General features: G+C 30.5%; 18 protein-coding genes and 1 pseudogene. 12 read left to right on the top strand and 7 right to left on the bottom strand.

Translation table 11 applies throughout. The features are described 5' to 3' along the window. The 11 genes and pseudogenes from thrS to ACHZC3_RS04690 all read left to right on the top strand — a co-directional run. The coding region (gene thrS / locus ACHZC3_RS04740) for a threonine--tRNA ligase (protein ID WP_394758731.1) at positions 1 to 1,540 on the top strand (1,540 nt) is incomplete at its 5' end. Between the two features lie 76 nt (positions 1,541 to 1,616). Further along, positions 1,617 to 2,102 (top strand): annotated as a pseudogene (infC, locus tag ACHZC3_RS04735) (translation initiation factor IF-3); the annotation flags it as partial. 216 nt (positions 2,103 to 2,318) lie between these two features. Next, positions 2,319 to 2,516 (top strand): 50S ribosomal protein L35, encoded by a 198-nt coding sequence (rpmI, locus tag ACHZC3_RS04730; RefSeq protein ID WP_022827375.1) that lies wholly within the window; start codon positions 2,319 to 2,321, stop codon positions 2,514 to 2,516. Positions 2,517 to 2,686: 170 nt separating this feature from the next. Next, positions 2,687 to 3,031 carry a 50S ribosomal protein L20 gene (rplT, locus tag ACHZC3_RS04725; protein ID WP_011963048.1) on the top strand — a complete coding sequence of 115 codons (345 nt, stop codon included), beginning with the start codon at positions 2,687 to 2,689 and terminating at the stop codon, positions 3,029 to 3,031. A 169-nt stretch (positions 3,032 to 3,200) separates the two neighbouring features. Beyond that, positions 3,201 to 3,479 (top strand): DUF2089 family protein, encoded by a 279-nt coding sequence (locus tag ACHZC3_RS04720; RefSeq protein WP_348076757.1) that lies wholly within the window; start codon positions 3,201 to 3,203, stop codon positions 3,477 to 3,479. A 3-nt stretch (positions 3,480 to 3,482) separates the two neighbouring features. Continuing rightward, on the top strand, positions 3,483 to 4,064 hold the full coding sequence (locus tag ACHZC3_RS04715; RefSeq protein WP_394758730.1) for a hypothetical protein: 582 nt from the start codon (positions 3,483 to 3,485) through the stop codon (positions 4,062 to 4,064). Between the two features lie 13 nt (positions 4,065 to 4,077). After that, on the top strand, positions 4,078 to 4,422 hold the full coding sequence (locus tag ACHZC3_RS04710; protein ID WP_394758729.1) for a hypothetical protein: 345 nt from the start codon (positions 4,078 to 4,080) through the stop codon (positions 4,420 to 4,422). A gap of 142 nt (positions 4,423 to 4,564) precedes the next feature. After that, positions 4,565 to 4,753: a hypothetical protein gene (locus ACHZC3_RS04705; protein ID WP_394758728.1), complete on the top strand. Its 189-nt coding sequence runs from the start codon at positions 4,565 to 4,567 to the stop codon at positions 4,751 to 4,753. Between the two features lie 71 nt (positions 4,754 to 4,824). After that, on the top strand, positions 4,825 to 6,687 hold the full coding sequence (locus ACHZC3_RS04700; RefSeq protein WP_394758727.1) for a peptidase M61: 1,863 nt from the start codon (positions 4,825 to 4,827) through the stop codon (positions 6,685 to 6,687). 69 nt (positions 6,688 to 6,756) lie between these two features. Then, positions 6,757 to 7,506 carry an Asp/Glu racemase gene (locus tag ACHZC3_RS04695; protein ID WP_394758726.1) on the top strand — a complete coding sequence of 250 codons (750 nt, stop codon included), beginning with the start codon at positions 6,757 to 6,759 and terminating at the stop codon, positions 7,504 to 7,506. Between the two features lie 11 nt (positions 7,507 to 7,517). Next, a complete protein-coding gene (locus ACHZC3_RS04690) occupies positions 7,518 to 7,895 on the top strand; it encodes a VOC family protein (protein ID WP_394758725.1) in 378 nt (125 codons plus the stop codon). A gap of 203 nt (positions 7,896 to 8,098) precedes the next feature. Here the strand turns inward: ACHZC3_RS04690 and ACHZC3_RS04685 are convergent, their stop codons facing one another. After that, entirely contained in the window at positions 8,099 to 8,632 is a 534-nt protein-coding gene (locus tag ACHZC3_RS04685) for a hypothetical protein (protein WP_394758724.1), read from the bottom strand. Between the two features lie 156 nt (positions 8,633 to 8,788). Here ACHZC3_RS04685 and ACHZC3_RS04680 point away from each other — a divergent pair, with 156 nt between their 5' ends. Continuing rightward, entirely contained in the window at positions 8,789 to 10,591 is a 1,803-nt protein-coding gene (locus ACHZC3_RS04680; RefSeq protein ID WP_394758723.1) for a hypothetical protein, read from the top strand. Between the two features lie 334 nt (positions 10,592 to 10,925). Here ACHZC3_RS04680 and ACHZC3_RS04675 read toward each other — a convergent pair whose 3' ends face one another. The 6 genes from ACHZC3_RS04675 to ACHZC3_RS04650 all read right to left on the bottom strand — a co-directional run bounded on the left by ACHZC3_RS04675 (position 10,926) and on the right by ACHZC3_RS04650 (position 13,187). Beyond that, positions 10,926 to 11,297, bottom strand: a complete 372-nt coding sequence (locus ACHZC3_RS04675) for an STAS/SEC14 domain-containing protein (RefSeq protein WP_394758722.1) — start codon at positions 11,295 to 11,297, stop codon at positions 10,926 to 10,928. A gap of 129 nt (positions 11,298 to 11,426) precedes the next feature. Then, complete coding sequence (locus ACHZC3_RS04670) at positions 11,427 to 11,747, bottom strand: hypothetical protein (protein WP_394758721.1); 321 nt, start codon at positions 11,745 to 11,747, stop codon at positions 11,427 to 11,429. Next, complete coding sequence (locus ACHZC3_RS04665) at positions 11,734 to 12,090, bottom strand: hypothetical protein (protein ID WP_394758720.1); 357 nt, start codon at positions 12,088 to 12,090, stop codon at positions 11,734 to 11,736. The genes ACHZC3_RS04670 and ACHZC3_RS04665 overlap by 14 nt, the downstream gene beginning before the upstream one ends. A gap of 16 nt (positions 12,091 to 12,106) precedes the next feature. Beyond that, positions 12,107 to 12,337: a YtxH domain-containing protein gene (locus ACHZC3_RS04660; protein WP_394758719.1), complete on the bottom strand. Its 231-nt coding sequence runs from the start codon at positions 12,335 to 12,337 to the stop codon at positions 12,107 to 12,109. Between the two features lie 33 nt (positions 12,338 to 12,370). After that, entirely contained in the window at positions 12,371 to 12,523 is a 153-nt protein-coding gene (locus ACHZC3_RS04655) for a lmo0937 family membrane protein (protein ID WP_394758718.1), read from the bottom strand. A gap of 16 nt (positions 12,524 to 12,539) precedes the next feature. Beyond that, positions 12,540 to 13,187, bottom strand: coding sequence for a porin family protein (locus ACHZC3_RS04650; protein ID WP_394758717.1), 648 nt, complete (start codon positions 13,185 to 13,187; stop codon positions 12,540 to 12,542). Positions 13,188 to 13,425 lie beyond the last annotated feature (238 nt).

Below are 13,425 nucleotides of genomic sequence, written 5' to 3'. Positions count from 1 at the left end.
ATTGCGTCCAGTTTCGAAAGCGGATGCTTTGGAACTATATAAGGACAATGAATATAAGACTGAATTAATTTCTAATCTAGAAGATGGCACGATTACTTTTTGTGATCATGCAACTTTTACTGATTTGTGCCGTGGTGGACATATTCCGAATACTGGAATTATAAAAGCTGTGAAAATCATGAGTGTTGCTGGCGCATACTGGCGTGGTGATGAGAAAAACAAGCAATTGACTCGTGTTTACGGAACTTCGTTTCCGAAACAAAAGGATTTGACCGATTATTTAGAACTTCTTGAAGAAGCGAAACGTCGTGATCATAGAAAATTAGGTAAAGAATTAGAATTGTTCGCTTTTTCTCAAAAAGTAGGCCAAGGTTTGCCATTATGGTTGCCTAAAGGTGCTGCTTTGAGAGATCGTTTGGAGCAGTTTTTGAAAAAGGCTCAGAAAAAAGGTGGTTACGAACAAGTTGTTACACCACATATTGGTCAGAAAGAGTTGTATGTTACTTCTGGACATTATGCTAAATATGGAGCAGATAGTTTTCAGCCGATTACAACTCCAGCTGAAGGCGAAGAGTTTTTATTAAAACCTATGAACTGTCCTCATCATTGTGAAATATACAATGTAAGACCTTGGTCTTATAAAGATTTACCAAAACGTTACGCTGAATTTGGAACAGTATATAGATATGAGCAAAGTGGCGAATTACACGGTTTAACTCGTGTTCGTGGATTTACGCAAGATGATGCACATATTTTTTGTACGCCAGACCAGTTAGATGAGGAGTTTAAAAAAGTAATTGACCTAGTATTATATGTATTTGGTTCTTTAGGTTTTGAAAATTTTACAGCTCAAATATCATTACGAGACAAAGAAAATAGAGATAAGTATATAGGTAGCGACGAAAATTGGGAAAAAGCAGAAAATGCTATTATCAATGCAGCTCGTGATAAAAATTTAACTACTGTTGTAGAATATGGTGAGGCGGCTTTTTACGGACCTAAACTAGACTTTATGGTCAAAGATGCTTTGGGTAGAAGTTGGCAATTGGGAACTATTCAGGTAGATTATAACTTACCTGAACGTTTTGAATTGACATACAAAGGCTCAGACGATCAGCTACACAGACCTGTAATGATTCATCGTGCTCCTTTTGGATCGATGGAACGTTTTATAGCTATTTTATTAGAACATACAGCAGGAAATTTCCCACTTTGGTTAATGCCGGAACAAGCAATAATCTTGTGTTTGAGTGATAAATATGAAATTTATGCGAAAAAAGTTTTAAATCTGCTAGAAAATCACGAAATTCGCGCCCTAATTGACAACAGAAATGAGTCGATTGGAAGAAAAATTAGAGATGCAGAAATGCAAAAAACCCCGTTTATGTTGATTGTAGGCGAGGAAGAAGAGAAAAACAACACCATTTCTATACGTCGTCACGGACAGGAAGGAAAAGGAAATATTACGGTTACAATAGAAGAATTTGCTCAAATTGTAAACGATGAAATAAGCAAAACATTAAAAACATTTGAAGTTTAACTAAAAATTAAGAGCCATAGCAATTAGAAACAGTAGAGGTTACCAGCCTCGAGTAGAAAAAAAAGACGAACACAGAATAAACAACTTTATTCGTGTTCCAGAAGTACGTCTTGTAGGAGAAAATGTTGAGCCTGGAGTTATAAAAACTTCGGAAGCAATGAAACTTGCCGACCAACTTGAGTTGGATTTAGTTGAAATTTCTCCAAACGCAGAACCGCCTGTGTGTAAAATCATGGACTATAAGAAGTTCGTTTACATGCAGAAGAAACGTGAAAAAGAACTAAAAGCTAAGTCTACTCAAATTGTAGTTAAAGAAATTCGTTTTGGTCCTCAAACCGATGAGCATGATTACGAATTTAAAAGAAAAAATGCAGAGAAGTTCCTTAAAGAAGGATCTAAACTAAAAGCATTTGTATTCTTTAAAGGTCGTTCGATTATCTATAAAGATCAAGGGCAAATCTTATTATTAAGACTAGCAACAGATCTAGAAGAACACGGTAAAGTAGAAGCTATGCCTGTTCTAGAAGGAAAAAGAATGATTATGTTTATTGCTCCAAAGAAAGGTAAATCGACACAATCGGCACCAAAAGCAAAGGAGAGTCAGCAAAAACCAGTTGTGAAAAATACAGAAGCGCAATCTAGTGCTGGTGAAAAAGAAAGTGAATAAGACAACAGATTGCTTTGTGCAATTGCAAATAAGAATATTGATGAACGTTAGCAGATTGCTTCGTAATTCGCAAAGATAGTAAGTAAGAATAAATTAAAAAATCTAGGAAAAATGCCTAAAATGAAAACCAAATCTAGTGCCAAGAAACGATTTAAAGTTACTGGTTCTGGAAAGATTAAAAGAAAGCATGCTTTTAAAAGTCATATTTTGACCAAAAAATCTAAAAAACGTAAATTAGCTTTGACACATTCAGCGTTAGTTCACAAAACAGATATGAAAAGTATCAAACAACAATTAAGAATTATTTAATTAAGTCTTAAAGTTGCAAAGTCAAAGGTCTTAAAGACTTTCGACATTCGACTTTAAAAACTTTTAACTAATATTCTTTAGGTTAAAATTATTTAAAATAACCTTGGAGTGGGCCATTAAGTACTTTCGATTAAATTCAGGTCGCCTTACTACAAAAAAACATTAAAATTATGCCAAGATCAGTAAATTCAGTTGCTAAAAGAGCAAGAAGAAAAAAGATAATGAAGCAAGCCAAAGGTTTCTTTGGTCGTCGTAAAAACGTTTGGACAGTTGCGAAAAATGCGGTTGAGAAAGCAATGTGCTATGCTTACCGTGACAGAAAAGTAAATAAGAGAAATTTCCGTGCTTTATGGATTCAACGTATCAACGCTGGAGCTAGATTGGAAGGAATGTCTTATTCACAATTTATGGGTAAAGTAAAAAAACATAACATCGAATTGAACCGTAAAGTTCTTGCAGATTTAGCTATGAATCACCCAGTAGCTTTCAAAACAATACTTAACAAAGTAAAATAAACGTTTTATCAACATCAATTTATATTACTTACTATAAAAAAATCCCAATCTAACGATTGGGATTTTTTGTTTTAATAAATACTATTTTTTAATAAAATTAATAAATATATAAATATTATTAATTTATATATAAATATTATTTAAATTTGTATACTATATAATCAATATTATGCAACCAAAACTTCCCATACAATGTCCAAGCTGTGAAAGTTCACTCTCTGTAACTCAACTCTCTTGTAGTAATTGCACCACATCAGTTTCTGGAAATTACTCGTTACCTATATTACTTCAAATTTCTGAAGAAGAACAAAACTTTATTCTACAATTTTTTCTTACTAGTGGAAGCCTAAAAGAAATGGCATCGCAAATGGGAAATAGTTATCCTACTGTAAGAAACAAACTGGATGATATAATTCAGAAAATTAATACTTTAAAAACTAAATCGTAACTCATGAAAAGTAGTATACTTCTAAATCCTTTCGAAAAATATTCAGATAAAGCATTACTCTTTCTTGGTATAATAACAACAGTCATTGGGGTTTTTTTAGCTTACAATTTTAATGCGAAATTTGATGGAGTTATCGATTTACACTTTGATAAACAAGTTAGTTTTTCCGATTCATCAACTTACTTAATCATAGATGTAGTAGTATTAACTATACTACTTTATCTCGTTGGAAAGTATATTAATAAAAAAACTAGATTAATAGATATTATTTCTACAGTCTTAATTTCAAGAATTCCATTATACTTCTGTACCATATTTAACCTAAACGATAAATCATATATCATTAGTAATAAAGTCTTAGAAATAGCAGTTTCTAAAAAAATAGACTCCTTATCAGCCAATGAAATTGCATTTATGTTATTTCAGGCTATTGCACTAATTACAGCTTTAATTTGGTTTGTCATACTCTTATTCAATGGATTCAAAATTGCTACAAACTCTAAAGTAACAAAACACACTTTACTTTTTGTTTTAGCAATTATAGTAGCGGAAATAATTTCAAAAATAATTATATACAAACTTTAAATAAATTAAAATCATGGTAACCATTTCAACAAAAGACAACGATTATGTTTTTAATATTAACGGAAGTCATAAATTTTGGGCCTTCAAAAATAAGATTATAGTTCCAAAAGACAAAATAATTCGAGCATTTCAAAGCAACGAAGAATTTACCTTTTGGAAAGGTTGGAGAATTCCTGGCACAAATTTACCATGGATTATTACAGCTGGAACTTATATAAAAAAAGGAAAACGTAACTTTTGGGATGTTTGCAACAAGAAAAATGCAATTATTGTCGAACTCAAAAATTCCAATTACAACAAACTAATCATAGAAGTTGAAAATCCAATTGAAGCAATAAACTTATTAAATGCAAAATAAAATGAATAATGTAATCCTATTTATAGTCATATACAACATCAATAGTATTTAGTCAAGATGTTTCTGCACTTTACAAGTACAAAAGGCACAATTACCGCTTGTATTTAATATTTCTAAAACTGGCAATATTTATGCTTCCAACATGGATAGTACTAATCAAAAAGCTCTAGCAAAAGGTGGAAACAAAAAAGTTACAACTAAAATTTTACCCAATTTAAATCACTTATTTCAAGAATGCAATACAGGTTCGGTGGAAGAATATTCAAAAACAGAACAAACATTTTCTCCAATTACCTTACAAGAAATTTTAAATTGGATAAAATTCAAATAAAATAAAACCCATTTAAACAGTAACTTTTATTTACTTTTATACACTTATATAAAATCTAAAATCATAAGTTAATGAAAAAAATAATTTACACTCTCGCTTCTGCAATAGTATTATTAAGCTGTAAAACTGCACAACAAATAACAACTACAACTATAAGTCCTCAGGTTAATGTTTCTATCGATTTAAATAACATAAAAGATGACAAAGTAATGGTAACCATTTTACCATCTCCTAGTAATCTTAATGAAATTACTTTCAATATTCCAAAAACGGTTCCAGGAACTTATTCTATAGATAATTATGGAAAATATATTGAGAATGTAAAAGCATTTGATGCTAAAGGAAATTCTTTAATTTTAACCAAAATTGATGAAAATTCTTGGAAAATTGTTGATGCAAAAAAGCTACAAAAAGTCACCTATTGGGTAAATGACACCTATGATACTGAAAAAGGAAACGGTGATTTTGGCGGAGGTGATGTATTTTCTCCTGCTGGAACAAATATTTCTCCTGAAAATTTCATGTTAAACACTCATGGATTTGTCGGTTATTTTTCAGACAAATTAGAAGTTCCATACACCACGACTGTTTTGCATGCTGCAAACTTATATGGTGCCACCTCAATGATAGATACTGATGCAAGTAATACAAAAGATACTTTTCAATCATATCGTTATGCCGATTTAGTAGAACACCCAATCATGTATTCTAAACCAGATTATACAACTTTTATGGTTGATGATATGGAAATTATAATCAGTGTATATTCCCCAAACGAAACTTATAAAGTTGCAGATATTTCCCCAGCAATGGAAACTATGATGCGTGCACAAAAGAAATTTCTTGGTGCTATAAATAGTACAAAAAAATATGCAGTTTTACTGTATTTATCTGACATGAAGAAAGCTGATGCAAAAGGATTTGGTGCATTAGAACACCCAACATCAACCACAGTTGTTATGCCAGAAATGATGCCTAAAGAAGCTATGGCAGAACAGCTTAAAGATGTCGTTTCTCACGAATTTTTTCATATTGTAACGCCGCTTGGAGTTCACTCTAAAGAGATTCAATATTTTGATTTTAATGCTCCTAAAATGTCCAAACATTTATGGATGTATGAAGGTGTTACTGAATATTTTGCAAATTTATTTCAAGTAAATCAAGGATTAATCTCAGAAGATGATTTTTACAATCGCATGTCTGACAAAGTAAATCAAGCATCAGCTATGAATGACACTATGCCATTTACTACCATGAGTGCAAATGTTTTAGAAAAACCATACAAAGATCAATACCTAAATGTATATCAAAAAGGAGCCTTAATAGGAATGTGTTTGGATATTATTATTAGAGAAAATAGCAATGGAGAAAGAGGGATTTTAGATTTGATGCAAAAATTAACCAATGAATACGGCGAGAAAAAACCATTTAACGATGAAGAATTATTCGACAAAATAGCTTCATTTACATATCCCGAAGTAAAAACGTTTCTAGAAACTTATGTGAGTGGTCCTACTCCTATTCCATATGACAAATATTTTGCGAAAATGGGTGTCACACAATCTAAACGTAAAATACCTGGAAATGTGTTTCTAAAAGGTCAAAGCCCATATATAACCGTGAATCAAGCTACAAAAGAAATAATGGTACTTCCAGAAATAGAATTACCAGCTTTTTATGCAGCTTTAGGTATTAAAAATGGGGATATTATAGCAGCTGTTAACAAAACAAATTATAATCTCGACAATATCTATGACTTAATTATTGCAAGTCAAACTTGGAAAGAAAACGACCCAATTACTGTCAAAATAAAACGTGACGAAAAAGAAAGTGAGCTAAAAGGAAATGTAAAACTACCATATGAAGAAGCAGAAGGGTTACAAGCTACTGATGCAAGTAAAAGTACTCTCAAAAATGCTTGGTTAAAAGGATAATTTTTTCTCTAAAATTTATATGAATATTTTAGGCTACTAAATTAAGTAACCTTATACAGCAATGACAATATGAAAAAATACAGAATAGGGCAAATAGTTCCATCAAGTAATGTAACGATGGAAACCGAAATACCAGCCATTTTTCGTTCACGAGAAACCATTTTACCTGAACGATTTACTTTTCACAGCAGTAGAATGCGAATGAAAAAAGTAACCAAAGAAGAACTGGAAGCTATGGACGCCATGAGCCTAAAATGTGCACAAGAATTATCAGATGCACATGTAGATGTCATGGGTTACGCTTGCTTGGTTGCTATTATGAGTATGGGACGCGGTTATCATTGCGTTTCGGAAGTAAATTTACACCAAGAAACCATTGTAAACGACTTCCCTACTCCTATTGTAACTTCTGCAGGAGCATTAATAAATGGTTTAAAAATTTTAGGAGCCAAAAAAGTAGCCATTATTACACCTTATATGCGTCCGCTAACGGATATGGTGGTTGATTATATTGAACATCAAGGTTTTGAAGTTGTTGATTCTATCGCTCTCGAAATACCAGATAATCTCGAAGTAGCAGCACAAAATCCTATGAATTTGTTGGAAATTTATAAGCAATTAGATTTAACAGGAGTTGATGTTCTTGTAGCATCTGCCTGTGTGCAAATGCCTTCGTTAGAAGCAATTGATTTAATTCAGAAAGAAATTGGAATTCCTGTAACTTCTGCAGCAGTTTGTACTACCTATGAAATGATGAAGAAACTAGGAATTGTAGCCAAATCTGCTATTGGTGGTGAGTTATTGAGTGGGAAATATTAAAGTTTAATCCTATGAAAAGTAAAATTTTAGGTTTAAGAACAACCATTTATAAAGTTAGTGATATTGCTAATGCTAAAGAATGGTATACAAAAGCTTTTGAAACAAAACCTTATTTTGATGAATCATTTTATGTTGGTTTTAATATTGGTGGATACGAATTAGGATTACAACCTGAAGAACAACTGATACTAAAATCAGATGGTGTTGTTAGTTATTGGGGCGTTGATAATATTGAAACTGAATTTGACCGTTTTATTCAACTTGGAGCTACATCACACGAAAAACCTCAAAATGTAGGTGGCGAAATTATAGTAGCGACAATAAAAGATCCTTGGAATAATATTATTGGATTAATTTATAATCCAGAGTTTACTTTGAATATTTTATAATCACCTTAAGTAGTAAATACATAACGAAGAAATCGAACAAAGAGAGGCCGCTTGATTGCTTCGCCTGTTCGAGCAAAGCTTTCGGGTGCCGTTTCGTATGAAAGTTATTTTACTTCCCTTATCTGCCACATTCAATAAAATTTTAAACAAAAAAATCGATCCAAATTAATGAATCGATTGTCTATTAAAATTATGAAAAAAACCTATTTCACAACTATAAATTTTTCAATAATAACTTTATCCGATTTGTCGTCATATGTTTCGATAATTAAATTGCCACTTGTATCAAAATAGCCAACTGCAATTTTGTTTTTTAGTCGATAAATATAGCTATTAGTTGATGTTTTTCGCAATAAAGCAGGTTTAGAATCGCCAAAAGTCATAACATAACCTGATGCGTCAAGATTCAATTTATACTTGTTTCCGTTCGATTCGTAGTATGAACTTCTATCTATATCTACAGTTCTAGTACTACCGTCAGGATTAGTGATTTTTGTAGTTGTGGTAACCATAACTGGTGAATCTATTGTTGGAATATTTATCGTATTTGCTTTTTCCTGTCCTAACTCAACTTTTTGTATTTCATTTGTAACCTCTTTTTTGACTGTTTTATGTTCTCCTTCTGAATCTGTTTTTGTTGAGGTTGTCGTTTTTGTCTCTGTTTGTGTGTTTGTGTTTTGCGCTTGAAAATTCATTGAAAATAAAAGCGTCATTACTGATAAAAATACTGTTTTCATGTTATTTTGTTTTTAAATTATTACATTACAAATATAAGCTTAGCAATTAGTAGAATTATTTATATAAGTTTCATAATTCACAGGTAAATAGAATCTTAGCGATTTTAGTAGTAATTTTATCCAATGATTTTAAAACGAAATTTGAACCTGATTTTTATGATAATTTGTAGTTGTCAACTTTCCTTTGGACAAGAAATTCCTGTGAAAAAAGATTCTTCAGAAGTATATCGTGATATTGAGAAATATTCTAAAAAAAGAAAGTTTACCAAGTTTATTCATAAACTCATTTTTGAACCCGTTGCCAAACAAAAAATCAGAAAAAGTAGTTTTAAGAAAATAAAAAAAATAAGAAAAATAAATTATACGCAATTTGAAGGTAAAATTATTAGAGATATAAAAATTACAACTTTAGATCCATTTGGATATTCTGATGCCGATTCTACTCAAATTCCAAAAACTTTTTTACCCAAATCTGGAAATGCATTGCATTTGAAAACCAAAAACTTAGCCATTAGAAATTTACTTTTAATTCGGAAAAATAAGCCCTTAGACTCATTATTAGTTAGAGAATCTGAAAGACTAATTAGAAGTCAAAGATTTACTAGAAGTGTTACTTCGCAAGTAAAACTAGTTTCGGAAGATTCTGTCGATGTTTTTATTAGGGTTTTGGATTCCTGGAGTTTGATTCCTGATTTTTCATCATCGACCTCAAAATCTAATTTTTCATTGAAAGAAAGAAATTTTCTTGGTTTGGGGCACGAATTTTTTAATTCATATTCTAAAAGCCTTAAAACTAGTCAGAATGGTTACAGGACTAGTTATACCATTCCGAATATTTACAATACTTTTATAAGTACAAATTTGAGTTATTCCATCGATTTTGATAATAATTATTCTAAATCAATAAATATAGAACGACCATTTTATTCTCCTTATGCACGCTGGGGAGCTGGAATTTATTTAGGCCAAAATTTGAATAGATCATCATCATTAAATGAAAATCAAGTAATTGAAATTCAGAATATAAAATACAATTTTCAAGATTATTGGGCTGGACATTCATTTCAGATTTTTAAAGGAAATACAGAATACCATCGAGCAACCAATTTTATTACAAGTGCACGCTATTTCAATAAAAAGTATATCGAAAAACCATTTTTAAACAAAGATAGTTTGGCTATTTATGACTCTGAAAAACTCTATTTAATAGGTTTGGGTATTTCGTCTAGAAAATTTACACAAGACAAATATATTTTTAATTTTAATCTAGTTGAAGATGTTGCCTCTGGTTTTGTATATAATATAACAACAGGTTATCAAAAAAAATACAACGAATACCAATTTTATACTGGGGCCAGAATTGCAATTGGCAGTTATTTTGATTTTGGATATTTGAGTGGAAATTTAGAATACGGAACTTTTTTGAATGCTCGAAAAACCGCTCAAAGCACTTCAAGTTTAAAACTGGTTTATTTTACAAATTTACAAGAAGTAGGGAAATGGAAATTTCGTGGATTTATAAAACCACAAGTTATACTAGGCAATAATCGATTAGATTCTAATTCTGATAAACTTACACTAAATGGTTCAACAGGGATTAACGGTTTTACTAGTGAAAACTTGTTTGGAACGAAAAAATTATTGGTCACTTTTCAAACTCAAGGTTATTCTCCCTGGCGCATTATAGGATTTCGATTGAATCCGTATTTAAGTTATACAGCTGGAATGTTGGGTCAAAAAAGTATTGGTTTTCAGCGTAGCAAATTGTATTCTCAAATTAGTTTGGGAGTAATTGTGAGTAATGATTATATGGTTTTTAATTCGTTTCAGTTTTCATTTTCATTCTATCCTAATATTCCAGATGGCAATTCGATTTTTAAAACAAATTCCATTTCAACTTCCGATTTTGGATTGCAAGGATTTGAAATTTCCAAACCAGTTTTAATCGATTATCAATAGATATTTTAAGCACAAAAAAACCGAATCTTTCGAATCGGTTTTTGATTATTGAAAAAAAATCACTTCAATTTATATCACTAGATTTTCTTTGATTTCTTTCCAATAAAATTTTTTAATGCAAATTTTAAAACTTTACCTAAACCTCTTTTTACTGGATTTATCGAATCTTCATTCAATAGCTTTTTAGACAAATAATTAGTTCCTAAACCAATAACTCCGTTTATTAAATTTGATTTTAAATCAGACGACGAAATAAATTCGTGCGTTGCAGATTAAATTTAAAGGTTTAAAACTATCAACTTTCACATTTTATTGTTGTTTTAAAGCCACAAAATCATTTGCTTTTTTCTGAAACCCAATCAATGGCTTGTTGCAGTTCTTTGTGTTCAAATCCCTTGAATTCTCCTGGGATTAAGTAGCTGAAGAAGTTTGTGAAATTTCGGATTGCTTCTATATCAGATACTATAGCAACTCTGTTCCATTTGGTTAAATGTTTAATTCCCATCAAGGCGTCTTTCATCCAAGCTCCAATAGTGAATTTACTTAATGACGTTTCAAGCACTAAAAGATAATTCAATTTGTCTGTTTTATCAATTAGCTCTTTTACTTTTGGCATTACGGTATCAGAAAAATCTTTTTCTGTAATTTCTCCAACCGCTTTAAATCCAACTATGTTTTTTGGTAAATCTTGTAAATGATGTATCATATAATATGTTTATTAGATCATTTTTAATTTATTTAATGAATTTTACTTTGTACTACACTTTTAGAGTGTTCAGTTTAATTTTAGCTAAATTTATTTCTAGGACAACAGATATAGCTATTTTCAATTGGTCTATTTATTTCCAATAAAATTTTTTAATGCAAACTTTAAAACTTTTCCAAGAACCCGTTTTACTGGATTTACAGAATCTTCATTCAATAGATTTTTAGATAGATAATTAGTTCCTAAACCAATAACTCCGTTTATTAAATTTGATTTTAAATCAGACGACGAAATAAATTCCTGTGTTGCAGATTTAATTAAATTTAAAGGTTTAAAACTATCAATTGTATTGTGATATTGCTCTTTAAGTACCAAGAAATCATCAGCTTGTTTGTTTTTCAAAAGAGCAATTTTTTCTTTAAGGATGGTTTTTTGATTAATTGCTTTCATACGAATTTTTCATTTTATTAATAATAAAATTACTAACCGGACTTTTAACCCATTCTTCTCTAAAAATATAAAGCAAAATTGCTAAACACAAATAGCCAAATGCTATTACAAAAAAGCCTAAATAGGTTTCTCCTAAATATTGTCCTACGCAAAGAGATAATCCAACGTTTACTAATAATAAAAAAAGCACAACAACAATACCTATAGCTAACTTTGCAGCTAGATTCGAAAATATATCTGCCGTTTTGTAAACAGCTTCGTATTTGCATAATTCGAGCGTTGTTTTGCTATAAATTTCTGCTTTTTCAATTAGTTTTTCTATTGTTGTTGTAGAATTTTCCATTGTTTTTAAGTTTAATTTATTTTGGAGTTACCATTGTTTTAGTTTCTTCTAAAATATTTTCATACTTATCCGAGACATCTTGGTACAAACCATCAAATTTACCTTTTAGTTCATTGACGTAATCTTGTCCTTTACCCATAATTTTTTTTCTGGTTTTTGATCCTTTCTGAGGGGCAAATAATACTCCTAATAAGGCTCCTACTCCAATTCCTAACAAAACTCCCGCTGCTGTTTTACTTGATTCCATAATTTTTTGTTTTTTAACTATTTATTAAATTTATTATACTTTTTTTCCTTGAATAAGTCTTAACAATACTGCAATAATTGCAATAACTAATAAGATGTGAATAATTGATCCTGCGCTATAAGCAAAGAATCCAATAGCCCAAAAAATGACTAAAATAATTGCGATTGTATAAAGTAAATTGCTCATAATATTTTTTTTAAGTTTATAGTATTGAATACGAGAGATATAAATTAATAACACTGTTTTTTCCATCAGGAAAAGTGTAATTTGTTCCTAGAAAACTTCTTTCTTTTCCCACTTTTTGTAAGCCGTAATTGTAACGAACTCCAAATCCTATTTGATCTGTATCGAAGCCTACACCAAGTGAAAGTCCAGTATCAAACTTGTTGAAATCTTCATTACTAAGATTGTTCTCAATATCAAATAATGTTCCTTGCACATCGTTGCTTGCTTTACCATCAACTAAATAGGCCACATAAGGACCTGCGTGAATATTAAAATTATTGGTCAAATTAATAACCAACAAAACTGGAAGTTCTATATAATTTAGATTAAATTTTGCTGATCCGTTTACAAAGTAATTGTCGTACGTTAATTTTGCTCCTTTAGTTGTGTACAACAATTCGGGTTGAATGGCAAACGATGATGTGATTGGTAATTTAGCAAATAATCCAGCATTAAATCCTGTTAAAACATTATTGTCTTCAACATTATCCGTATAAAGATTAGAGAAATTTACTCCACCTTTTAAACCAAATTTTAGTTTGGAAGAATCGCTGCTTTGTGAAAATGTTAATTGCGAAAAGCTAGTTAAAAGCACAATCGCCATTATAGTTTTTAAGTTTTTCATTTTATTAGTATTAGTATTAGTTTGTAACATTATTATTACTTTACAAAGATGGTAGTTGTTGATAGTAAATGTGTTACATAAATATCGTTAAAAGTTGTAATATTCATAGTTTAAAAAAAAGCATAAAAAAAGCGAGAAAATAGACTGCCCCCAAAAAGTTAGACACTATTTGGGGGTATTTTTATGGAAAGAAAAGTCAAATATGATTATGCATTTAAGCTTGAATGCGTAAAATTAG

Origin of the sequence: Flavobacterium sp., from assembly GCF_043720215.1 — a bacterium.
GTDB lineage: Bacteria > Bacteroidota > Bacteroidia > Flavobacteriales > Flavobacteriaceae > Flavobacterium.
This window is presented reverse-complemented; position numbering and strand designations above follow the sequence as displayed.